This window comes from Flavobacterium johnsoniae (assembly GCF_001879205.1).
Lineage (GTDB): Bacteria > Bacteroidota > Bacteroidia > Flavobacteriales > Flavobacteriaceae > Flavobacterium > Flavobacterium johnsoniae_A.
Genome location: NZ_MLFK01000009.1, coordinates 188,027 through 211,565 on the forward strand (window position 1 = coordinate 188,027; position 23,539 = coordinate 211,565).

Annotated in this window: 18 protein-coding genes; 13 read left to right on the forward strand and 5 right to left on the reverse strand. The window is 35.6% G+C overall.

All coding sequences use genetic code 11. From position 1 onward, the window contains the following. From BKM63_RS16660 to BKM63_RS16675, 4 genes are all read left to right on the forward strand, one after another. Positions 1 to 798 carry a rhamnogalacturonan acetylesterase gene (locus tag BKM63_RS16660; RefSeq protein ID WP_071637709.1) on the forward strand — a complete coding sequence of 266 codons (798 nt, stop codon included), beginning with the start codon at positions 1 to 3 and terminating at the stop codon, positions 796 to 798. A 73-nt stretch (positions 799 to 871) separates the two neighbouring features. Beyond that, positions 872 to 8,143, forward strand: coding sequence for a pectinesterase family protein (locus BKM63_RS16665; RefSeq protein WP_071637710.1), 7,272 nt, complete (start codon positions 872 to 874; stop codon positions 8,141 to 8,143). 25 nt (positions 8,144 to 8,168) lie between these two features. Continuing rightward, entirely contained in the window at positions 8,169 to 8,813 is a 645-nt protein-coding gene (locus BKM63_RS16670) for a hypothetical protein (RefSeq protein ID WP_071637711.1), read from the forward strand. A gap of 557 nt (positions 8,814 to 9,370) precedes the next feature. Continuing rightward, positions 9,371 to 10,432 (forward strand): TlpA disulfide reductase family protein, encoded by a 1,062-nt coding sequence (locus BKM63_RS16675; RefSeq protein ID WP_071637712.1) that lies wholly within the window; start codon positions 9,371 to 9,373, stop codon positions 10,430 to 10,432. A 290-nt stretch (positions 10,433 to 10,722) separates the two neighbouring features. On the opposite strand, the gene BKM63_RS16680 is transcribed toward BKM63_RS16675, so the two are convergent. Next, positions 10,723 to 11,712 carry a carboxymuconolactone decarboxylase family protein gene (locus tag BKM63_RS16680; protein ID WP_071637713.1) on the reverse strand — a complete coding sequence of 330 codons (990 nt, stop codon included), beginning with the start codon at positions 11,710 to 11,712 and terminating at the stop codon, positions 10,723 to 10,725. A gap of 278 nt (positions 11,713 to 11,990) precedes the next feature. Here BKM63_RS16680 and BKM63_RS16685 point away from each other — a divergent pair, with 278 nt between their 5' ends. From BKM63_RS16685 to BKM63_RS16710, 6 genes are all read left to right on the forward strand, one after another. Continuing rightward, positions 11,991 to 12,887, forward strand: a complete 897-nt coding sequence (locus BKM63_RS16685) for a helix-turn-helix domain-containing protein (RefSeq protein ID WP_071637714.1) — start codon at positions 11,991 to 11,993, stop codon at positions 12,885 to 12,887. 287 nt (positions 12,888 to 13,174) lie between these two features. Further along, the gene (locus tag BKM63_RS16690) at positions 13,175 to 14,713 is read left to right on the forward strand and encodes a TlpA family protein disulfide reductase (protein ID WP_071637715.1); all 1,539 of its coding nucleotides are present in this window, start codon (positions 13,175 to 13,177) and stop codon (positions 14,711 to 14,713) included. 313 nt (positions 14,714 to 15,026) lie between these two features. After that, positions 15,027 to 15,722, forward strand: a complete 696-nt coding sequence (locus tag BKM63_RS16695; RefSeq protein ID WP_071637716.1) for a type 1 glutamine amidotransferase domain-containing protein — start codon at positions 15,027 to 15,029, stop codon at positions 15,720 to 15,722. Position 15,723: 1 nt separating this feature from the next. Further along, entirely contained in the window at positions 15,724 to 16,647 is a 924-nt protein-coding gene (locus tag BKM63_RS16700; protein ID WP_071637717.1) for an NAD-dependent epimerase/dehydratase family protein, read from the forward strand. A gap of 2 nt (positions 16,648 to 16,649) precedes the next feature. Beyond that, positions 16,650 to 17,561 (forward strand): helix-turn-helix domain-containing protein, encoded by a 912-nt coding sequence (locus tag BKM63_RS16705; RefSeq protein WP_071637718.1) that lies wholly within the window; start codon positions 16,650 to 16,652, stop codon positions 17,559 to 17,561. 11 nt (positions 17,562 to 17,572) lie between these two features. Next, positions 17,573 to 17,791 (forward strand): hypothetical protein, encoded by a 219-nt coding sequence (locus BKM63_RS16710; RefSeq protein ID WP_071637719.1) that lies wholly within the window; start codon positions 17,573 to 17,575, stop codon positions 17,789 to 17,791. A gap of 499 nt (positions 17,792 to 18,290) precedes the next feature. Here the strand turns inward: BKM63_RS16710 and BKM63_RS16715 are convergent, their stop codons facing one another. Genes BKM63_RS16715 through BKM63_RS16730 form a run of 4 tightly spaced genes read right to left on the reverse strand, consistent with a single transcriptional unit; the run spans position 18,291 to position 21,092 of the window. Continuing rightward, on the reverse strand, positions 18,291 to 19,475 hold the full coding sequence (locus BKM63_RS16715) for a DUF3570 domain-containing protein (RefSeq protein ID WP_071637720.1): 1,185 nt from the start codon (positions 19,473 to 19,475) through the stop codon (positions 18,291 to 18,293). Positions 19,476 to 19,493: 18 nt separating this feature from the next. After that, positions 19,494 to 19,727, reverse strand: coding sequence for a DUF4266 domain-containing protein (locus BKM63_RS16720; protein ID WP_071637721.1), 234 nt, complete (start codon positions 19,725 to 19,727; stop codon positions 19,494 to 19,496). Further along, positions 19,724 to 20,617 (reverse strand): FAD:protein FMN transferase, encoded by an 894-nt coding sequence (locus tag BKM63_RS16725; RefSeq protein ID WP_071637722.1) that lies wholly within the window; start codon positions 20,615 to 20,617, stop codon positions 19,724 to 19,726. Before BKM63_RS16725 ends, BKM63_RS16720 begins: the two co-directional genes overlap by 4 nt. A gap of 40 nt (positions 20,618 to 20,657) precedes the next feature. After that, on the reverse strand, positions 20,658 to 21,092 hold the full coding sequence (locus BKM63_RS16730; protein ID WP_071637723.1) for a thioredoxin family protein: 435 nt from the start codon (positions 21,090 to 21,092) through the stop codon (positions 20,658 to 20,660). Positions 21,093 to 21,442: 350 nt separating this feature from the next. On the opposite strand from BKM63_RS16730, the gene BKM63_RS16735 reads away from it, so the two are divergent. From BKM63_RS16735 to BKM63_RS16745, 3 genes are read left to right on the forward strand one after another with little or no spacing between them, the layout of a single operon-like run. Next, positions 21,443 to 22,102 (forward strand): BON domain-containing protein, encoded by a 660-nt coding sequence (locus BKM63_RS16735; RefSeq protein ID WP_071637724.1) that lies wholly within the window; start codon positions 21,443 to 21,445, stop codon positions 22,100 to 22,102. A gap of 24 nt (positions 22,103 to 22,126) precedes the next feature. After that, entirely contained in the window at positions 22,127 to 22,798 is a 672-nt protein-coding gene (locus tag BKM63_RS16740) for a BON domain-containing protein (RefSeq protein ID WP_071637725.1), read from the forward strand. 19 nt (positions 22,799 to 22,817) lie between these two features. After that, positions 22,818 to 23,528, forward strand: coding sequence for a TIGR00730 family Rossman fold protein (locus BKM63_RS16745; RefSeq protein WP_071637726.1), 711 nt, complete (start codon positions 22,818 to 22,820; stop codon positions 23,526 to 23,528). Positions 23,529 to 23,539 lie beyond the last annotated feature (11 nt).

Genomic DNA, 23,539 nt, shown 5'->3' on the forward strand with positions numbered 1-23,539 from the left:
ATGAAAACAAAATTTGTAATTCCACTGCTTAGTATAACTCTGGCTGTTTTGATTATGGCTTTTACCAGATCAAAATCGGTAACCACTATTTATTTAATTGGCGATTCGACCGTAGCTGATTATGCCAATAATTATGAAGAAGGAAAAGATTATATGAAAACCAGATATCCCGTTACGGGCTGGGGACAAGTGTTTCAGCAGTTTTTAGTTAAAGACAGCCTGAAAAAAATCAATAAAATAATTAAAACAGACAGCGCCTTTGTCGATGACAGAGCAAGGGGAGGCCGAAGCACCAGAACTTTTTTTCAGGAAGGCAGATGGCGCTCTGTATACGAAAATCTTAAAAAAGGAGATTTGGTCTTCATGCAGTTTGGTCATAACGATGCCGCCGAAGACAAACCGGAACGTTACGTAAATCTGGAAGGATACAAAGAGTTTTTAAGGCTTTTTATTGAACAGACAAGAGCAAAAGGAGCCAAGCCGATTCTCTTAACTCCAGTTGCCAGAAACTTTCCGTGGAAAGACGATAAACTGCAGAATATTCACGGTTTGTACCCGGATGCTGTAAAAGAAATTGCCAAAGAAATGAATGTAATGCTGATTGATTTAAACCAGAAATCAATTGACTTTTTTACGAAAAAAGGAAAGCCTTATGTTTCTGAAAACTACTTCATGAATTTAGGTCCGGGTATATATGAAGCCTATCCGAATGGTCAAAAAGACAATACGCATTTTCAAACCAAAGGTGCTGTAGAAGTTGCAAGGCTTGTTTTTGAAGGAATGAAAGAATTAAATTAAAATTTTGATACGCAGCAAAAGGGTTTGATAAGAAAAACCCTTTTGAACTTTACTAACTAAAACCAAAAACCAAATGAAAAAACAATTTATTCACCTTTTCCTCATACTGTTTACAGTAATGGGGTTCTCTCAGACAATTGAGAGAATTGAAGCAGAAACTTTTAATCAGGCTTCCGGAGCGAGGGCAGAAACAAATGCCGCGCTGTCCGGAACCGGAAATGTCGGTTACATTAAAAACGGAACCTGGATTAAATTTAATGCTGTCAATTTTACCGAATTTGTAACCCGTTTTGATATTGCTGCGGCAGGTGCAGCAGGAGGTACTATCGAATTCAGGTTAGGAACTTCAACGGGAACTTTAATAGGAACAGCCGTTGTATCTGGAAGTACGGGATTTAGCAATTACAAGACTTTTTCTGCGGCCGTTACGCCCACAATAGGCACATACGATTTGTACCTCGTTTTTACAGGATTAGGAACAGGTTATTTGTTTAACGTAGATTATTTTGAAAAAATAACCGAAAATCCCAATGCTGTTACTTATAACCTGACGGCAAATGTAAATCCGTCCTCATCAGGAACGGTTACGCTTAATCCCGCGGGAAATAAATTTGCTCAGGGAACCGAAATAAAATTAACCGCCAATAAAAATTTCGGATACAATTTTAAACAATGGACGGATGATAAAGGAGCTGTGGTTTCAACAGTAAATCCGCTTACTTATACTGTTACTTCAGATGCCGTTCTTACAGCAGAATTTGAATCTGTGCCTGTTTATACGCTTAATGTTACTGCCAACGGAGCATTTGGTTTAGGCGATTATACGATTGCTCCAGCCGGAAAAGACGGCGCATTTTCTGTTTATGAAAGCGGAACAAATGTTACCATAACAGCAGTTGAAAATGATATTATCAAATTCAGTAATTGGTCTGATGGTTCGACAGCTTTAAGTACCTCTGTAATAATGAATCAAAACCAAAATATTACAGGAACTTATGCCAATCAGAATTTTATTGCCGGATGGACATTTAAAAACGATCAGTATGCAAATCCAAGGGTGGCAGAACTGTATTCTAAAATAGAAAACAAACCGCAGTTATTTGCTTACAATGCAGCCGACAATGTTCTTGCTCCAAACATAAGACTTCAAAACAGAGCGGGAAAAAACGGTGTTTGTGTATGGAATACAGATAGAGGTAATTTTTATTATTTTATGACAACGCTTTCGACAGTGGGTTATAAAAATATCAATGTTGCTTCAGGTTTGCTGGGGTATTATTATGGCTGCGATCAATGGACATTTCAATATTCGCTAGACGGTGTAAATTTTGTAAATGTTTCTGATCTAACGACAATTAATACAAATACGATTACCTCTATTGGCGGCATTCTTCCGGCAGAGGCCGAAGGAAAAGAAAAAATATATTTGAGATGGTTTCCTAATACCAACGGACCAAAACACGGAGCTGCTGCCGATGTAACGGCTACAATTTTATCAAATGTAATGATTAAGGCCGATGAAGTTTTGGTTGCAGATACCAATGCGCCTGTTTTGGAATCTTCTTTTCCGGCTGCAGCGGCGAACTCTGTTGGGGCAAACGGCAATATCATTCTCAATTACAATGAGCAAGTTCACTTTGGTACCGGACAAGCGGTTCTTAACGGTAAAAATTTAAGCGTAGAGTTTATCAACAAAACCGTTAAGTTTAGTTATTTCGGATTAGAATATAACAAACAATATACTTTTACGCTTCCAGCGGGATTTGTAAAAGATCTTTCAGGAAATAATGGCGAAGCAATTAGTTTGTCGTTTAAAACAATGAAAAAACCCATTCCGGTTAAGCGCAAATTTGATTTAATTGTAGATGCAGATGCCACTGCAGATCAGCTTGCTACAGGAAAATATGTAAAAACCATAGCCGAAGCATTTGCCGCCGCGCCTAACAATGCCGCATCGAGATTTTTGGTTTTAATTACCAACGGAACGTATAATTTAGGCGGAGACGGTACAAATCCGCAGGATATTGTTTTAAAACTTCCATCAGGAAAAAACAATGTTTCGCTGATTGCACAATCAAAAGACAAAGTGATTTTGCAGGGAAATCCCGGTCAGGGCATTAAAAACGCGGTTCTGTCAATTGAAGCCAATGATTTGTATGTGGAAAACGTCACCATCGAACACAAAGACGGAATCGTAAATTCTGGCCAAAAACCAGCACTAAATCCTGCCGGAGACCGAAATGTTTATAACGGTATTAGATTAAGAAGCAAGCAGGACACGCAGGTTACAGGAGGAAACAGAAGTTTTTATTATAAATCTACAATAGAAGGTGATGTCGATTTTATCTGCGGAGGCGGCACACATTGGTTTGAAGAATGTAAATTAGTTTCTGTTGCGCCGGGCTATATTGTGGCGCCAAATCACGATGCAGCGACAAAATACGGTTATATTTTCAACAATAATACCATTACGGCAACTACGAGTTATTATTTAGGGCGTCCGTGGCAAAATTCACCGCGAGCCGTTTATCTGAATACCAAAATGATAAATGAGCCCAATACACTCGGCTGGGCAAATATGGGGACTTATCCGGCTCTTTTTGCAGAATACAACAGTGTAAACGGAAACGGAATTGCCGTAAATACCGATAACAGAACCAATACCTTTACCGTAAACGGCATTTCGCAAACAGGAAATTACAATCCTGTACTAACAAAAGCACAGGCTGACGAATTCACTATAGAAAATGTGCTGAGCGGTACAGACAAATGGGATCCGCGCAGAGTGGTAGAACAAGTCTCAAAACCTTCTAATCTTATAGCCGAAGCCAATACTTTAAAATGGGATCAAAACCCGTATGCCATTTGTTATGTTATTAGTAAAGACGGTAAAATCACAGCCATTACTACCGATGCTGTTTTTGAAGATAAGGCAGCTCTGGCGGGAACTTACACTTACAGCGTACAAGCGGCAAACGAATACGGCGGTTTAAGTGACATAAGCAGTATTACTATGACCGTAAACGGAGGAACAGTAAAATCTGCTGTAGCGTATTTCAATTCGATTGACGGTAAAGTTTTATCAGGTTTAAGTCCGATTGAATATACAGAAGGAACAGCATTGACACTTCCGTTGCCGACTTTGCAGGGTTATACATTTTTTGGATGGTCGGCTTCAGCTTCCGTTCCAAATTCAATTAAAGAAATTTCTGCCGATGCCAAAGGAAATCAAACATTATATGCATTTTGGGGAGCGGCTGGAAACAATAAACCAGACGAAACAACACCGCCGTCTAACTTTGATTATGAGTTTACGGCAGCGGTAAATAAAAGCTGGGACAATTCGGCAAACTTTAATCCGGCAGAAATGCCTGCTGCAGGAAAAACAGTTTCGTGCAAGAAAGAAATAGAAACAACTGCGACAGTTTTTCCAGCCGATATTACTTTTGCAGAGGCAGGAGTGCTTCGTTTAAGAGGAGCACATAAAGCCACAGGAAACCTGATTTTTAAAGAAGGAACCCGTGTGTACTACAATACAGGCGGCGCAGGGATGACTTTAGAAGCCCCAATTATCATTTCAGGAAATGTAAAATTCGAAATGATCTCCGGAATTGCCAATCAAACCACGATGACTTTGAACGGCCCCGTTTCTGGAAACGGAACTGTACTGGCAATGAATACCGGACAAGGAACAAATGCCAATACGGGAATTTTGCTTTTAAAAGGAGACAACAGTGAATTCATAGGAACTTGGGATCTAACGCAAAAAAGCACAAAATTCCCAGCTTTAAATTATCCAACGGTAATTGAAGGAGCTGCCGCCAATGCTTTTGGTTCAGGAACAATAAAAATTGGACAAGATAACTATGTAATATTCAGTCATGAGCGCGCTGCAGGTTCTAGTTTAAATTTAAGTATTACAGAGAACGGAAAAGCGTCCTTAAATACGGTTTTAAACGTACAGAAACTGACCATAAACGGTGTAGATTTTAAAGAAGGTAGTTATGATAAAAGTACTAATCCGGAATTTTTTCTAGGAGAAGGAAAAATCGAAGTTAAAAAAGAAGCTTCAGGCGGAGGTAATGAAAATGTACCTGCATTTCCGGGAGCCGAAGGTTATGGTAAATACGTAACAGGAGGCCGCGGCGGAAAAGTTATTTACGTAACAAATTTAGAAGATTCAGGAAAAGGTTCGCTTCGTGATGCGATAAATCAGTCCGGTCCCAGAATTGTGGTTTTTAAAGTATCCGGAAATATTAAATTAAAAAGCGAATTGAATATTACAGATAATATCACCATTGCAGGGCAAACCGCTCCGGGCGGTGGTATTACCCTGAGAGATTACAATGTTAAAGTAAGGGGAAATAATGTTATCCTTCGTTATTTGCGTTTTAGAATGGGCGATACCCATGATGTAGAAAATGATGCCTTAGGCGGACGTTTTCAAAAGAATATCATAGTAGATCACTGTTCAATGAGCTGGTCTACAGATGAATGTGTTTCTTTTTATCAAAACGAAAACTTCACACTTCAATGGTGTATTATTTCAGAAAGCCTTAGAAATTCGGTTCATGCAAAAGGAGGACACGGCTATGGTGGAGTATGGGGAGGTAAAAATGCCTCTTTTCATCACAATTTATTAGCGCATCATGACAGCCGTAACCCGAGATTAGGCGAATATGCCAATGATATTTTTGCCAAAACCGATTTGGTTGATATTCGCAACAACGTAATCTACAATTGGGGCGGCAACAGCTGTTATGGCGGCGATGCGATGAATGTGAATATAGTAAATAATTACTGGAAACCAGGACCCGGAACTTCTAATTCTACTAAAGAACGTATTTTATCTACAGGCAGAAGTCTGGATGCAACCTCTCCGTTATACGGAATTTGGGGAAAATATTATGTAGACGGGAATTATGTAGTTGGATCGCCAAGAACCACTCAGGACAATTGGACGTATGGCGTTTACAGTCAGTTTCACAGCAGCCAGCTTCCGGTGAGTGATGCAGATAAAGAAGAAGTTAAAATTGAAGCCCCGCATCCTTTTGGAGAAATTACAACACACAGTGCGACAAAAGCTTACGAACTTGTTTTAGAAAATGCAGGTGCTAATTTATTTAGAGATGCAGTAGATAAACGAGCGGTAGACGATACGCGTTCTGGTACAGCCAGTGTTATGAACGGCGGTAACGGAAGTACAAACGGTTATATCGATACGCCTTCGGCTGCGGGCGGATGGCCTGAACTTCCGGCGGGAGAAGCACCGCAAGATACAGACGGAGACGGTATGCCTGATAAATGGGAAACAGAGAAAGGATTAAATCCTACTAATGCTGCCGATGGTAATTTAAAAACCGTTGACGGCGTTTATACGAACATTGAAGTTTACATTAACAGCATCGTAAACCATCTTACAGCAAGTCAAAACGGAAGTTTAGAGGTGTATGTGAATCCGCAGAACTTTGTTGAAAAATACAATGCGGCCGAAGATGGAAGCAAGTTTATCATGGCAGGCGGCACTTATACTGCAACTGCTGCGCTTGCGGTTAAAAATCATAAATACACTTTTGTTCCGGATGAAGGCGCAAAACCAGTTTTTGCTGCATCCTTTTTCTCAGACAAGCCAGAGATTTTTTCAGGAAGTTTAAGTTTTTCAGGTGTTGATTTTGATTTGACAAATGGCAGTCCAAATGTGATGCAGTTGCAAAAAGGAGCTGGTTTATCAGGTTTAGAGATTAAAAATGCTTTTGTAAAAGGAGTCAAACAAAGTTTATTGGTAACAGAAGGAAATAGTGAACACGCTGTTTCAAAAATTGTTTTGGACAATTGTATTATCGACGGAAGTGCAGCCGAAGGCTCAAGCTTTATACAGCCTGATTCTCGTATTGTCAATTCGGTTTCGATTAAAAACTCGACTATTTTCAATTACAAAAAAGGAAATAATTTTTTAATTCTTCAGAAAAAAGATGCCGTAAAGGAGGCGGTTAGTATTACGATTGAAAACAATACCATTCATAATACCGCTTTAAACGCTTTTGTATTGGTCGACAATCAGTACAGCAGTGCTTCGACTTATACATTCAGAAACACCATTATGCAGGATGAACGCGAAAATGCCAAGCCTATTTATGTGTTTAATGCTAATCATGCTAGCGGAGCGGGAACAGTCGTTTTAGACAATAATCTTTTTCTTGGTGTTTCTTCTCAACTGGTAAAAGGTGCAGTTTCTGTTACCGAAACCAATGTGAAAACGCTTGCAGGTTTGGGAATGACGGCACTTTCGTACCCAAATGCAGCTTTAGGAAATTTCAGTTTCTCTAAAAATTCACCTTTGGCGAAAGCCTCATCAACAGGAGGAGCTTTAGGAGATCCAAGATGGTTAAAAGCAGATGCCAGATTTTCTCAAATTAATTACCTGAATTCTATTGACGGAAAAGCCATTACACTTTCTCCGGCAGAATATATGGAAGGCGTTTTGACAAATTTACCACTGCCAAAATTAGAAGGATATACCTTTTTTGGATGGTCGGCTTCTGCCACAATTCCGGGTTTGCTTAAAAGTATTCCGGAAACGGCCACAGGAAATCAGGTTTTTTATGCTTTTTGGGGAGAAGGCGGGAACAATAAACCCGATGTTGCGGTAAAATCGGCAATCGCTTATCTTAATTCGATTGATGGAAAAGCTTTGACAGGTTTAACGCCTGCAGAATATTCAGAAGGAACAGCACTGACTTTGCCCATTCCGGTTTTACAAGGTTATACTTTTTTTGGATGGTCGGCTTCTGCCACGACTCCAAATTCAATTAAAGAAATTGCAGTCAGCGCAACAGGAAACCAGACTTTTTATGCTTTTTGGGGAGCAGGCGGCAATAACAAAGCCGATGAAGTTGTACCGCCGTCTTTTTTCAAAATTTCGTATTTGAATCTTCCGGCAGGAACCGTAAATCCCAATAAAACCAGTATGCAGACCGGAACTGCTTATACATTAGAAGAAGCTTCGTGCATAGGTTACCGATTTTTAGGATGGTACACGGATAGTTCGTATGCAAAGGAAATAATTGGTTTTGATAACAAACAAACGGCAGATTTTACGCTGTACGGAAGATGGAAAAAGTTAGGAGAGTTTTATGCATTTCCTACTATTGCAGCCGGAAAAGTGACTTTAAAGACTTCTGTTTTTAATGACAAGGTTATGATATTTGGCATCAACGGCATCGCGGTAAAAAATCTCGATATCAGTGGTTTTGAAACAGAAATTCCTATTGCTGATTTGGCAGCCGGAAGTTATTTTATAAAAAGCCTTAAAACCGGAGAAGTTACCAGAATTATAGTGAAATAGTATTAAAAATAAAATCATAATCAATATGAATCATAATATCAAATTAGTACTGCTGCTTTTCATCACATTATTTGCATCTTGTTCTGATGAAGACAACGCAAATGCTTCAGGAAATAATCAGGGATTTTTAAAAATAGGTAGTCAAAGTGTAGAGTTATCACAGGGATATCTCGAAAATTACGGCACACGCGGCAACGCCTACAATATCGATTTTTCATTACGTTCTAAATCGATATCTGGAGAAGAAGACGGCGCGGTGGTTTATTTCGAATTGTTTTCCTCACTTCAAAATAATTTAGCCAAAGGCGATTATAGTTTTGGAGGATATTCAGAAGCTGCAGCCTATACTTTTACCAAATGGGCACAGTCGTTAGTCGGTAAAAATATCAATACAGAAAAAGGAGGTATGTCAGTTACAAACGGTATCAGTATCAGGCCTTCGGGTGGTACTTTTAAAGTAATAGAAAACGGACCGGCGTATAAAGTTAGTTTTACCGGAAAAGGAACTGCCAGTTATTATAAAGACGGCGTGCTTACCTCAACCAAGAACGATGTTAGTTTTGTAATGCAGTACGAGGGAAATGTAAAACGATCTGAAGGTAAAAACTTCACATCAAAAAAAATAAACTCAAATGAGCGGTTAGAGAAAGATCATGCTGTTATTTGGTAATGTTCCGGAGCAGGTGTTTTTTTATAAAATAACACCATAATGAACTGAAAAAGAATATACATTATTAATTATTATTGAGTATAAAAAGAGACGACTGGCTGGTCGTCTCTTCTTATTTTGTACATGTAAAAAAACATAAAATGTCTTTGTAGGTTGTGTTCTTTCTCAAAGATTAAAATCCAACAGTGTAAATAGCTCAACAAAATTGTAGAATAGAACCATCATTTTATAAAGTGGAGGATTTTAAATTACTTAAATTTTTATATTTGATTCTGACATAGGAGACAGAATTTATTAGTTTAGCTTATTTAGTAATTAAGCAGTGTGATTTTTTGGGTATACTATAGTACATGTTTAGTGGTAAAATAATATATGTAACCTTGCAAAACCACATCGCAAGATTTTTTTTTGCATTGCCTTTTTACAGCAAACACTCATAAGTTTTGAGTGAAAAATGATAATTCAAAGTTTTGTTTAAAATATTGTTGAATAGGAAACAGATTTTAAAAAAATTATGTTTGTAATCGGTTTTTAAGAAAACTAATAATGAATAACCTATGAAAAAGCAAACCTATATTATTATCCTATTTTTTTTTATTCATTTAATTCAGGCACAAAAGAACAGTCCGGATTATTTTACATTAAAGGGCGTTTTAAAAAATAATTACAAAGGGTATTTATACGTTTCATATGCTGATAAAAAAGATAGTTGTTTGCTGGAAAATAATAAATTTTCTTTCAAAGGGCATATATCAGGTAACATGACAAATTTATTTTTCTGGTTGAAAGGAAAAACTTGTGTAATGAAAAAAGAATTTTTTATCGAAAATAAAAACATTAAAATCAACTTAGCTTTCTATGATGAAATCCAAGACAAGGATACGACAGTTTTTTTTCATGCAACTTCAATTGTGGGTACAAAAACAGCTCTGATACAGGACGATTACGAAAAATTTGCTGCTAATAATTTATATGCTAAAGACCGGTATCAAAATTTATACAGAAAGCTAAACACAATGGCAGTTAAAAACCCAAAAAATTATTATGTGGGTAATTTAATAGAGGAAATGTGTTGGGATAGCACCTTGGATAAAAATCAATTAAAAAAAATATATAGCAAATTAGATAAAAAAAATCAACGAAAAGACAATATTTATATTATAGAAAAAAAACTGTATCCTAAAAACGACATAAATGTAAACGATATGGTTTATGATTTTGAATTGCCGGATGAAAACAATACTGTATTTAAAACAGCATCTTTAAAAGGGAAATGGTATCTTATAGATTTTTGGGCAACCTATTGCAGTGTCTGTATCGCTGCATTTCCTAAATTAGAAAAGATTCATGATTTATATAAAGACAGGAATTTTGAAATTTTAGCAGTTTCTGTTGATAAAGATTTGCAACAATGGCAAAATTTTCTAAAAACACATGATCTAAAATGGAAAAATTTGATTGAAAAAAGAGGTATTGACAATAGCGAAGCTGTAAAAAAATACATTTCTTTTACCCCTTCAAATTTTTTAATTAACCCCGAAGGTAAAATAGTTGCAAACAATATTAGTCCCGAAGATTTAGAAAAATTCCTCAAAAAAAATTTAAAATTCGAACCATAAATTATTAGGTCGTAATGGCTTGAAAATCTAATTATTTTTGTATCAAAAAAGAGACAACTATATAGTAATTATCTATTTAAATGACCTTGAAAGGTCAAATTTCAAAATTTTTTATTGATGATTTGAAGAGGTTGGCTTACTATACGCAGTGTCTGGCTTTCATTGGCTTTAGTACTTTGGTTTGGATGTCCTGTTGAGGATTGATGCGAAATGTATTTAGTTTTATATCTGATTTTGTCACAAAATGCAATGTGATAATTTTTACTTTATTTACTCAAAGTAAAAAGAAATTACTTTCCGATCTTTTCAAAAATAAGCTGCATCATATCAGGATCTAAAGCAGTCATGTCTACTAATTTTAATGATTTTACCATTTTTAAAGTTGTTGTTTTATAATACTGAAAATGGGGTGTTTCCAAATGAGATTTATAGGCCTTTTGATTGGCGTATATTTCAACTATCCTGATCTGCAAAGGATTTTCCTTTTGAAACATAGGATAAATGGCAATCACTCCTGCTTCCAGTTTTACTGATTCTGAAGATTCTTTATCCAATATAGTTTTGTATTCGTCTAAGTACTCAGGGATAATTTCGATTTCAGAAATTCTTACCATCATATCACGTTCGATAATTGGCACAACAGGCTGTCCAATAGCATTTCTTAAAACATTGGCTTGTGTTTTTCCTGCTGTTTTTTCAATAATAGTTGTAAGTTCCAAAAGCTGTGTATCTGTAATCCCTGTATTTTTCCCCATAAACAAATGCGCTTGAAGCTGTGGTTCAACTCCGGGCATTGCGGCTAATGCTGAGATCGTTACAAACTCTCGCTGGCGAAAATTCAACACGTCACGATTGAAGATATCTGCAAACAAATGTTCTTTTAAAAAAGTATCTATTACAGGAGCAAAAGCAGCGGCACCTGTTTTCGGGCCAGTTTCTTCTTTATTCGTTAATTTTTGAAGATTCTCTTTTCCTGATTTGTATTTGTCAGTCGGGAGTGTTTCAGAAGCATCTTTTCCTACAGCATCTTTTATGCCCTGAGATTTTCTTTCTTCAAGAACAGCCATTAGCGTGTTGATAGCATTTAAACTTCGGGGAAATCCGCAATACGCATAAAGTTGTACCAAAGCTTCTTTTATTTCATTTATGGTGAGGCCGGCATCTAGACCATTATTTAGGGCAGGTTTCAATTGCTCTAAATTTCCTGTAGCTGTTAGTGCTGCAATAGCAGCCATGCTTTGCTGATTTGTATTTAAGGTTTGATTGTTTTGTGAAGTCATTGTATTAAAAATTAAGCAGAAAGTAAATATATGTGGAGAGAGTCGAAATTTCTTTTTTGTCATAACTATGTGGATTTATAAATTAAAAGGTTGAGAACATTACTAAGGTTAATGAAAGAATTATTAGTAATTCTCTACTTTTAGCTATTACAAATTTCGGAACTGTAATGGAGTTGATTTTATACAAACTACAGATGTATTTACCATTTTTACTGATTTTGAATTAGAATCGTGAGTTACATAACTCCGTTTGTTAAATTTGTATAAAACGTGTGGTTATGGAACGAATTGATAGAATTAAAACAGTTAAGCAATACAATGATTCAGTAGGAGCGGAGACTTTGCATCCTCTGGTTAGCGTTGTCAATTTTGATGAAATACCAACTTACCAGTATTTTAAAAGGTATATGGGAGTTTATGCTGTTTTTTTGAAGTATATAAAATGTGGCGATATGCGCTATGGATGCCAATCTTATGATTATGAAGATGGCACACTAGTTTTTATTTCACCGGGTCAGATTTATGGAATTGATAACAGAAATGAGATTATAAAGCCTTGGGGCAAAGCACTGGTTTTTCATCCTGATCTGCTTGCCGGAACAAGTCTTGCTAAACAAATCAAGGACTATTCTTTTTTTTCTTATGAAGTAAATGAAGCATTGCACTTATCTAAAAAAGAAAGAAAAACAATCAACGATTGTTTTGAAAAAATTCTAAACGAAATCGATCTAAATATTGACAAGCATAGTAAAACACTTATTGTTTCTAATATTGAGCTTTTATTAAATTACTGCATGCGATATTATGACAGGCAGTTTATCACCAGAACGCATGTGAATAAAGATATTCTGATTCGTTTTGAAAATCTGCTCAAGGATTATTTTACTTCTGGTAAATCTAAGACTTTAGGACTTCCTTCAGTAACTTATTGTGCTGAGCAGCTATTTCTATCGGCTAATTATTTTGGAGACCTTATAAAAAAAGAAACCGGAAGTACAGCTTTAGATTACATTCAGTCAAAATTAATCGAAGAGGCAAAAGCAATATTATTTGATCACGAAAAATCTGTAAGTGATATTGCTTACGAATTGGGTTTTAAATATCAGCAGCATTTTACAAGATTATTTAAACAAAAGACAGGACTCACTCCATTACAGTATCGTATAAATGGATAATTAAAAAAGAAATACATTTAAAATAATTTAACCGTTGGGAAAATATAAATTTTCCGACGGTTTTTTTTTAATACTAGAATTAAGGAGACGCTATTTGAGGAATATGTCTCGCAGGGATCAAATGATAAAAAAGTTAATTTATTTTTAGTTAAATGAAGTATCAGTCTACGCTATAAATAAAAATTTTACTACAACTAGGGGATATATCAATTTTCATACACTTATATTTTAACGTGAAAAATAAAATCCAGGCCAATTCTGAATAAAAACTAAACATTTTAATAATTATGAAACATTACAAAACCCAGATTTCTTTATTTTCAGGGCTCTTTTATGTTGTGCTTTTTTCTTTTACACTTTCTTTTTCAGCTTTTGCGCAGAAAGCAACCATTAAAGGGATATTTGAAAAAGTTCCAGATGGAGCTTATCTATCTTTCCCGAACAAATATTTCGATAGCAAAGACGATGATTCGGACTTTCTAATCCCGATAGATTCAAAAGGAAATTTTGATTTTACGATTTACATTTCTCATCCTCAGATAGCTTCTTTTGTCTATTACGTTAAAAATAATGCGGTTTTTGTGTCATGCGACCTATTCGTCTCACCTGGAGATGATCTTCGCATTACAATCGATTCATCACTGAAAGCGGAAAATGTCAAAGTTACGGGATTAAATGTGGAGAATAACCAGCTGTTGAATTCCATTTCACACTTTGACGACGAAAAATTTATAGGGGATACGATTCCTGATCGGGTTTATAAAGAAATCCAAGGCATAGCCTTACATAATAAAAATGTACTGGATAAATATATCAAAGCGCACCATCCATCTAAGGAATTTACAAAAACATGGCAGATCAATCTGGAATATTTGGCGCCTGAGGTCTTCTACGCCTTTGAGCAAAACAACAAATTTAGAAATCAAAAGGCTTATGCACGCAATTTGAATAAATGGAAACAATGCAGGGAGGAGTTGTTTTCGAAAATTAAAATAAACAATGACGATGCGATGAATGCGCCCTATTATCGCCGTTTTGTTTATGACATCTTGGGACGCAAGAAAGAAGAACTATGGCAGGAAGCTTCTGGTGCCAATCAAGAAGCTTTTTATAAGGAATGGTACAATGCTTCGGTTGAAGAGGTAGGCAAGCTTTTTATTGCTGATAATACTAATATTCTGACAGAGAAAATCATTCAAAAATACTATACAGGAAAATCAGCCGAATATGCTTATGCAGTTTTTTTTAAACAATCACTTGATGATGAAAACAATAAAAATCTGCCGCAGATCTTCGAAAATTTCAAGAGCTGGTTTCCTAATAGTGACTATATAGAGCAATTTGAGCCTATGATCAGTAAAATCATTGAAAGCAATAAGAAAACATTGAATGATAAGATGTTTTTTGTAGACAATGAGAATAAGTTCAAGAGCTTTGACGAAGTCATCCATCAGTTTAAAGGAAAAACGGTTTTGATTGATATGTGGGGAACATGGTGCGCACCTTGCAGAAAAGAAATCAACGAGCACAGCAAGGCGCTGCATGATTATTTCAGAGATAAGGGCGTTGAGTTCTTATATGTTGCCAATCACGACAGTCATAATTCTGAAAACTGGAAAAAACTCATCGCTTATGAAAGTTTAGAAGGATTCCATATTCTTGCCAGTGAGGCGCTGACAAAAGATATTATGGCTAAGACCAAAGGGCAGGGATTTCCAACGTATATTGTTTTAAGCAAGGATGGCAGCTATGAACTCTCGAAAGCAGGATATCCCATGAAAAGGGAAGTGCTGATCAAGCAGCTGGAAGTTGCAATTGCCAAGTAAAATTTGCTACTAAAATCCTTCAGAATTTTATGTAAGAGATATACGTAATCTAATAATGATAATTGACGTTTGGGCCTTTATAAATTTCTTGATATTGAAATGCAATTTAGATCAGCAAGGGGTGTATTCACTATTCTACATCTTTTTTGGATTTTTGGGTATCCTGTTGAGGATCATTTAATATTGCTTTAAATTAAAAAAAAGCTCTTTATTTAAAATAGAATAACTTTAGAGATATGGTTACAATTTTCCGTAGTTTAGATACTACTATCAGATAAACTAAATCGAAATTTGCAATATTAAAATAAACATTATGATTTTAAATATTTTAATTGTTGTGACTAATATTGGTACGTACGCAAAAAGCGATGTTAAAACAGGTTTATGGTTAAGTGAACTTACCCATATGTATGATATGGCTCTAAAAGAAGGGTATAAAGTAACGATTGCCAGTCCAAATGGTGGCGATGTACCTATCGATCCTGAAAGTTTAAAATTTTTTATGCTTGATAAAATTTCAAAGAAATATTGGAGCAAATCTTCTTTTCGTGAATTATTAAAAAATAGTAAAAGTCTGGATGACGTTTCTAATGAAAAGTTTGATTTGATTTATTTGGCTGGTGGACATGGAACGATGTTTGATTTTATAGATAATAAAACATTACAAAATAGTATTGCTAATCAGTATGAAAGCGGAAAAATGATTGCAGGCATCTGTCACGGAGTTGGCGGATTGTTAAATGTGAAATTATCGAATGGCGAATATTTGATAAAAAATAAGACGATTACCGGTTTCAATTGGTTTGAAGAAAGTCTTGCCAGCAGAAAAAAAGTTGTGCCTTTTAATTTAGAGGCTGCCTTAAAGCAAAGAGGATCGGCTTATAAAAAGGCTTTTATTCCCATGACTTCTTATGTGGTTACAGATGGAAATTTAATTACGGGGCAGAATCCATTCAGTTCAAAAAAAATGGCAGAAGTGGTAATGAAACAATTAAAAAAAATGAAGTAATATGCAGACAATATTAGGAGCAAACGGACAGATTGGTGAGGAACTGGCAAGAGAATTAAAAAGAAATTTTACTTCGAATATAAGACTTGTAAGCCGAAAAGCACAAAAAATAAATGATACTGATACTGTTTTTTCGGCAGATTTAACCAATAAAGAAAAAGCAATAGAAGCCGTGAAAGGAAGTGAAATCGCATATTTTACTTTAGGACTTCCGATGGATACTGACTTATGGGAAAAACAATTTGTACTGATCTTAGGAAATGTTATTGAAGCTTGTAAAATCAATAAAACGAAACTGGTATTTTTTGATAATACCTATATGTATCCCCAAGATGGTAGAGTGCTTACTGAAGAAACTGCCTTTGAACCTGTGGGAAGAAAAGGAAAAATCAGGAAAGAAATGGCCGAAATGGTTCTAAGTGAAATAAAATCAGGTCAGTTAGAAGCGGTAATTTGTCGTGCACCTGAATTTTATGGACCCGCCAAAACGCAGAGTATTACTAATACTTTGATTTTTAATGCAATTAAGGAAAATAAAAAACTAAAAGTACCTTTGAGCGACACTAAAAAGCGAAGTCTGATTTGGACGCCAGATGCAAGTCGTGCCACGGCATTAATAGGGAATACGCCGGATGCCTTTGGACAAACATGGCATTTGCCTGTTGATGAAAGCCATCTTAATTATAAAGAATTCATAGTATTAGCTTCTAAAATTTATGGAAGGGAATTAAAATATAAAGTTATTCCAAAGTTTGTATTTGCAATCGGAGCGCTTTTCAATAAAAGATTAAAAGAACTGCAAGAACTGCTTCCAAGATACGAACACGCCAATATTTTTGATGATTCAAAATTTAGAAAGCGCTTTCCAGATTTCACTGTAACAAGCTATAAAGAGGGAATAAAACAGATTAAGAACGAACTGTAATAATGAGCACCCCTGTAAAAATACCATCCATTAATGCGCTCCATCAATTTTTAGGATTAAAGAAGCCTTTAAATCCGCTAGTTAGCTTATTTGGTTTTGATGATGTAAAATTGGAATCTGAGACCATTTTAAGCGCTTTTACTTCTGACTTTTATATTATTGCCTTGAAGAAAGATTGTGCAGGAGGGAAGTTCAAGTATGGTCAGCAGTATTACGATTTTGATGAGGGAATCATGTATTTTACCGCTCCGAATCAGGTATTACAATTTGAAGATATTCTGCTAAATGGTGTAAAAGGATTTGTGTTGGCCGTACATCCTGATTTTTTATACCATTATCCTTTGGCTGTAAAAATCAAAGAATACGGATATTTCTCTTATACTGTCAACGAAGCACTAAATCTTTCTGAAAAAGAAGAAGGAGCTATCATACAGATAATAGAAAATATCGGTAAAGAAATCCACAATAACATGGATGCTTTTACCCAGGATTTATTGATAAGCAATATTGAATTGCTTTTGAAATACTGCGACCGTTATTACAGCCGTCAATTTTTGACCAGGAAGAAAGCAAATTATGATCTGCTTATTAAATTGGAAGCCCTGTTAGATGATTCATTCAAAAATGATAATTTAACAGCAAATGGAATTCCGACAGTTGCGAATATAGCTAAAGAGTTTCATTTAAGTCCTAATTATCTCTCTGATATGTTACGTATACAGACCGGGCAGACAACTCAACAGCATATCCAAAATAGAATAATAGAAAAAGCAAAAGAACTTTTATCTACGACTTCACTGTCCGTATCTGAGATTGCTTACCGATTGGGTTTTGAATATCCGCAATCGTTTCATCGTTTATTTAAAAACCAAGTGACCGTTTCTCCATTAGAATTTAGGCAATCTTTTAATTAAAAAATTTAAGAATGACGCCCAGTGAAGAATTGCTTGATTCAAATAAGATGCAATTATTTTGTGATGCCATTCCTAATTTTACAAATTATTCTGAAAAAGAAAAAGAGATTATAATATCGAAAATAAGAGAGTATTGCTCTCAAACCCTTGTAATACCCGAAACATTTACGCTCAATCAATTGCAGGGTACTCAGTCATTTATTATTTTCGATGAAACTATAATATGTTAGCGTCATATTTCGGCCACAAAATGACGATATTTTAAAAACTAAATTAGAAGAACTTCTGCACTAAGATTTTGTTATTAAGATAAATACAAAACGCTATATCCTTGACGGGACTTCGAACCATCGTTCAGCTCCGATTAAATCTCAGATAAAGCCACTTTAAGACTGTTTATTCTGAACAGACTAAGGATTTCTCGTGAAAAAATCGAACCACAAAATATTAGGTTGCAAAGGCCTGAAAAACCTACAAATTTGTGTATAAAAAAAGAGACAACTATATTATAGTTGTCTCCTTAAGTGATTGAAAGGTCAAATTTCAAAATTTTTTATCGATGATTTGAAGAGGTTGGCTTACTATAGGCAGTGTCTGGCTTTCATTGGCTTTAGTACTTTGGTTTGGATGCCCTGTTGGGGAAAGATTTGATTAGCTAAAATTATAAACCACCATCGTCAAATAACTTTGGTGGTTTTTTAATGAATGTAATTTTGAATTAAGTTTTAACTATTTGTATTTGATGTTAATGCTGATAATATCCGAAGTCATATTTGTAGTTCTGGTATAATGACCATAACGTATCTCCAAAGTATTCCAGTGTTTAAGACCAAAGATTCCGTTTAGAGGTGTAAATTTTATTCCCATTCCAAAGAAACTGCTGTCAAACTTCGATAAATCATAATTGCTGGTATAGTATTCATCAGCTGCAGTATGTTCTCCGTATGGTTTAAAATACTTCGTTCCTGTCTGGGTATAAAATCTGTAAAACGGACTCAGTGAAAACGCCTGGGTTAATTTCACAGGAATTTCAAGATCGGCAGTATGCGCTTTTAAGCTCCAGTCATCAGTGTAATATCTGTAATAAGCACGAATAATTATATTGTCTGCTAAGAAATAACTGGCTCTGATTCCCAGTGGAATTTTTAATCTGGTATTCGGCATTTTTTCCTGATGCACCGAACCATCTGCGAAATAAACCCTGTGAAAAGGAAGGCTTAAATATCCGTTTTGGCTGATTACATCGCCTACAAGTATTACCTGAAGGTTTTTGTTTACTACCTGAGAATAGCTTAAGGTTCCTGCAAAAGTATTACGGTTGGCGCTGCCATAGCCTTCCTGGCCTGGAGGACGGAGTTCGACTGGTTCAATTAATTTTAACTGATCTATAAAGGTTTGAAACTTAGCTGTAAACTCTCCGTTTCTGTCTTTTGATTTTTGTGAGAAGCTGATGTTTCCTCCGAAAGACTGATAATCAAACTCGGTTGATGATGAAACTCCGATCCCCAATGTTCTTCCTTTTTCTTCATTCTCTCTCCAATAAGTTAAAGACGGATAGAAGCGGTTGTCTGAAGAAGATGCAGATGAATTGGCACTCAAATCAATCATATCTGATGATGCTGAAGTATAATGATCAATACCAGCTTCAATATCAAAAGTATGCTTAATTCCTGTTTCTCCGTATTTTACTAATTTAACATCAATGGTATTGGCAATATCAGTAAGATGTTCAGAACCAATGCCGCCAGTAACGGCAGAATTATTTCCGTCTTGTTTATAATAACTCGAAACCAGATTTACTTCTTCCAATTTTAATTTTTTGCTTTTGTAACTGGTTGAATCAGTAGGAACATTTTGCGCTCTTACCTGAAATAATGCCAATAAAGCAAACCCTGTTATGAATATCCTTTTCATTTTTTTATCGTATGAAAATTAGTTACACCCGCAGCCGCCGCCGCTTTTTCCTGAATTAGCTCCGGAAGCTCCTTCGCGGTAGGATTGAAAACTGAGTTCTGTTTTTTCGATTTTCCTGTTGGAAAGCACCATTTCAGAATCGTTGATTTTTCCCTTCTGGTATTCTTTTACTGATGTGCAGGAGGTGAGCAGAATGCCTGTAAAAGCAATGCTGCCGCATAATACGAGCGCTTTTTGTTTTGGCTTTTTCATTTCAGGTTGATGTTTTTTGAAGTGTAAATTTTGTTGTTATCGTCTATTATTATGCAATATAGATCAGGTATCTGATCTATTAAAAACAAGCCTGCCTTAATTCCCATAACCGCTATAGGAGTTGCCATTGCATCTGCAAATTCTGCGTTTGAGGCAATAATGGTCACACTTTTTATTCCGGTTATTGGCAGTCCTGTTTTTGGGTCAATGGTATGCGAATATTTTTTGCCATTAATGGTTACGAACTTTTCATAGTTGCCAGAGGTTGCTACCGCTTTATTGGATATTTCCATATATGAAAAAGCACCATTTGGAGCGTCAGGATTTGCGACACCAATGGTCCATTTTTTTCCATCAGGCTGCAGTCCCCATGCAGATAGATCCCCACTCGCATTTATAATGCCGCTTTGAACATTGTTTCTGATTAGGACTTGTTTTGCCATTTCAGCCGCATAACCTTTTCCGATTCCTCCAAAACCAATCCGCATTCCTTTTTCTTTTAGAAATACAGTTGTGTTTTCTTTGTCCAGAATGATATTTCTGTAATCAATAAGGTGCACCATTTTTAAGGCCGTTTCGGCGTCTGGCAGCTTGGTCATTGTTTTGTCAAAATTCCAAAGACTTTTGTCTATACTTCCATAAGAAATATCAAATGCACCTTGTGTAATTTTTGAAATTCCAATAGACCGTTCGATAAGATTAAAAACTTCCAAATCTACTTCTACGGGTTTAACTCCTGCATTTTCATTAATTAGGTTCGTCTGACTATCTGCCTTATAAGTAGTCAAAAGTTTTTCGATCCGCCTGATTTCTTCAATAGCGAGATTAATATTCTCATTTGCTTTTTTCTCATTTTCAGCTACAACTGTAATGGTAAAGTTGTTTCCCATGAGTTTTAGAGACTGCGAATATTTTTGCTTTTTTGATATGTTATTTTCGGCTTTCACAGATCGCTTTTATTTCGGCAGTCCATTCTTCAGGTGAGGTTTCAGGTTTTCCATGCCAGGTTTGGATTACTTTGCCATCAGCATCCAGAAGAAGCGTTAAAGGAAAACTACCTTCTTTATTATATATTTCGGCTAAATCTTCGTTTCGTTTTATCTGTTCAGGAGTTCCAATATTTTTCTTTTTTCTTGGAAAATCAGCATTCACCAAAACTAAATTTTCATTTGCCATCTCTGTGAACACCTGACTTTCAAAATATTCTTTTCGTGTTAGAATACAGGGGCCGCACCAGTCTGAACCAGAGAAATTCAATAGGATTAATTCATGCTTTTCCTTTGCAATTTTTTTTGCATTATTAAAGTCAGGTTCCCAATTTATAGGAAGCACGGTTAATAATAGAAACAATGTAATGAGTTTCATTTTACTGGTTGTTTTTAGGTATATACGAAATAACGAATTGTTACATGTCTTATTTTTTTTTATCGCTTAAGATTTGATTAATATTTTGAAGTTATATTGTTCTTTTTTTTGGATTAAATTACTTGAAATTCAAAAATATGCTATTGTTTCTTGTATTGACAATAGTCAAATTGATTCTTCAAGTTAAATTTAAAAGTACGTACTGGTATTTAATTTCAAAATGTTTTTAATCACTTTTCAAATTGATCAGCATCATTTTTAATTCTGCTTTATTATTTCAAATTTGCTTAAAGATCCGGGTCTTAAAGTGACTTGGAATTTAGTTTCAGTAAAATTTAAAAATTTTTGCCATGAAAAAAAATAATGATGTTTTACGTAAAGAAGTAGTAGAGGCCATCAAATGGGAGCCCCTGCTGCGCTCAAATGAAATTGATGTTACTGTTCAAGATGGTATTGTTACTCTTGGTGGAACAGTAGATAACTACACTCAAAAAAAAGAGGCGGAGCAGGCAGTTAAAAGTATTGCAGGTGTGACGGGAGTTGTAGACGATATTAAAGTTGATTTATTTTTTTCAGCTATTAAAAGCGATACCGAAATTACTGCCGCTGTTAGTAAGGCACTGCATGAAAACTGGGCCGTTCCTGATCATCGAATACAAGTTACCGTCGAGAATGGATGGGTAACACTAGAGGGAATTTTACATTGGAATTTTCAAAGAAAAGCAGCTGATAATGCTATTCGATATCTGGCAGGAGTAAGAGGAGTGATTGACAATATAAAAATAGAAGCTGAAATAAAAGACGACCTGACAAAAGAGATAGTAGAGAAAGCTCTCCGCCTCAGCTGGATTCTTGATTTTGATAACATTAAAGTGAGGGTCGAAGGCAAAACAATATACCTCAGCGGTATTGTTGATTCTCTTTTTCAAAAGGATGAAGCAGAAAGAATTGCATGGAATACGCCTGGTGTATGGTATGTAGATAATGAGATTGTGGTAGAGTTTAATTAATATGCAGAAACTAATACATCAGATATGAAAAGTAATGAAGTTTTACAAAGGGAGGTGCAGGAAGCAATTAAATCAGAACCGTTGCTGCATCCAGCAGAAATTGGCGTGATAGTAAAAGAAGCAATAGTAACTCTTACAGGAGATGTTGATTCACTTGTGAAGAAAAAAGAGGCCCTGCATGCTGCCAAGAAAATTAAAGGCATCGCTGCAATTGTAGATGAAATCAAGGTTTTTATTGAAAAGTCTGCTGTGATTTCAGATCAAAAGATTGCTGAACAGGTTGTTAGTACTTTTAATGAAAATCATATTATACCCAAAAAAGCTGTCTGCATTACGGTAGAAAGCGGCTGGGTTACTCTTGATGGAATTTTACCTTGGAATTTTCAAAGAGATATTGCTGCGGAACTTGTCGAAAATCAAAAAGGAATAGCAGGAGTAACGAATAATATTAAACTTAGGCGAGAAACATTTCATCCTGTAGAAAAAGAGCTGCTTGAGAAAGCACTTCAAAGACATTGGGCTCTAGATCTGGATGAAATAAATATTGAGGTTGCAGGAGCGACGGTTCAATTATCTGGAATTGTGGGCTCTATTTTTCAAAAAGAAGAAGCTGAAAAAATTGCGTACAAAACCCCGGGAGTAATCAAAGTGATAAATCATTTAAAAGTGAATCTGGAACAGCCGTATCTATGTTAAGAAATTTAAAATCTAAGCCATGAAAAATGTAAAACCTAGCAGCTATTCATCAGAAATTCAGTTTTTAGAAGGCCCGCAGTCTAGGTTGACCGAACTGAGGTTTATATTAGTTATTTTGTGGGAACTGATAAGATGCTTCAGAAAATTGTACACTATTGGTCCTTGTATTACTTTTTTTGGATCTGCTCGTTTTAAAGAAGATCATCCTTATTATGAATTTACAAGAAAAGCTGCGGGTGAGTTTGCTAAACTTGGTTTTACTATAATGACAGGAGGCGGGCCGGGTCTTATGGAAGCTGCAAACCTGGGAGCAAAACAGGTTGGAGGAAAATCAGTGGGCTGCAATATAAAACTTCCTATTGATCAGATGCCAAATTCCTACCTCGACAAGTGGGTTGTGGCAAAACATTTTTTCATTCGTAAGATACTTTTAGTAAAATATTCCTTTGCCTTTGTAGTGATGCCAGGTGGTTTTGGAACGCTCGATGAATATTTTGAAGCGCTTACGCTGATACAGACCGGAAAGATTAAAAACTTTCCTATTATTATATTCAATGCAGCATATCATAAAAATCTAATTGAACATATTAACCTTATGAAACAGCAGGGAACTATAAACGAACTAGATTCAAAATTATTCTTAGTAACGGACGATATTGAAGAAGCTAGGCTTTATATCATGGAGCATAGTATTAAACATTACGGCCTGAAACCAAAATTTCAAATTTAAATTTTATATCT

Coding starts and splice junctions, on each gene's coding strand:
- BKM63_RS16660 (WP_071637709.1), top strand. CDS start 1: ATGAAAACAAAATTTGTAATTCCACTGCTTAGTATAACTCTGGCTGTT.
- BKM63_RS16665 (WP_071637710.1), top strand. CDS start 872: ATGAAAAAACAATTTATTCACCTTTTCCTCATACTGTTTACAGTAATG.
- BKM63_RS16670 (WP_071637711.1), top strand. CDS start 8,169: ATGAATCATAATATCAAATTAGTACTGCTGCTTTTCATCACATTATTT.
- BKM63_RS16675 (WP_071637712.1), top strand. CDS start 9,371: ATGAAAAAGCAAACCTATATTATTATCCTATTTTTTTTTATTCATTTA.
- BKM63_RS16680 (WP_071637713.1), bottom strand. CDS start 11,712: ATGACTTCACAAAACAATCAAACCTTAAATACAAATCAGCAAAGCATG.
- BKM63_RS16685 (WP_071637714.1), top strand. CDS start 11,991: ATGGAACGAATTGATAGAATTAAAACAGTTAAGCAATACAATGATTCA.
- BKM63_RS16690 (WP_071637715.1), top strand. CDS start 13,175: ATGAAACATTACAAAACCCAGATTTCTTTATTTTCAGGGCTCTTTTAT.
- BKM63_RS16695 (WP_071637716.1), top strand. CDS start 15,027: ATGATTTTAAATATTTTAATTGTTGTGACTAATATTGGTACGTACGCA.
- BKM63_RS16700 (WP_071637717.1), top strand. CDS start 15,724: ATGCAGACAATATTAGGAGCAAACGGACAGATTGGTGAGGAACTGGCA.
- BKM63_RS16705 (WP_071637718.1), top strand. CDS start 16,650: ATGAGCACCCCTGTAAAAATACCATCCATTAATGCGCTCCATCAATTT.
- BKM63_RS16710 (WP_071637719.1), top strand. CDS start 17,573: ATGACGCCCAGTGAAGAATTGCTTGATTCAAATAAGATGCAATTATTT.
- BKM63_RS16715 (WP_071637720.1), bottom strand. CDS start 19,475: ATGAAAAGGATATTCATAACAGGGTTTGCTTTATTGGCATTATTTCAG.
- BKM63_RS16720 (WP_071637721.1), bottom strand. CDS start 19,727: ATGAAAAAGCCAAAACAAAAAGCGCTCGTATTATGCGGCAGCATTGCT.
- BKM63_RS16725 (WP_071637722.1), bottom strand. CDS start 20,617: ATGGGAAACAACTTTACCATTACAGTTGTAGCTGAAAATGAGAAAAAA.
- BKM63_RS16730 (WP_071637723.1), bottom strand. CDS start 21,092: ATGAAACTCATTACATTGTTTCTATTATTAACCGTGCTTCCTATAAAT.
- BKM63_RS16735 (WP_071637724.1), top strand. CDS start 21,443: ATGAAAAAAAATAATGATGTTTTACGTAAAGAAGTAGTAGAGGCCATC.
- BKM63_RS16740 (WP_071637725.1), top strand. CDS start 22,127: ATGAAAAGTAATGAAGTTTTACAAAGGGAGGTGCAGGAAGCAATTAAA.
- BKM63_RS16745 (WP_071637726.1), top strand. CDS start 22,818: ATGAAAAATGTAAAACCTAGCAGCTATTCATCAGAAATTCAGTTTTTA.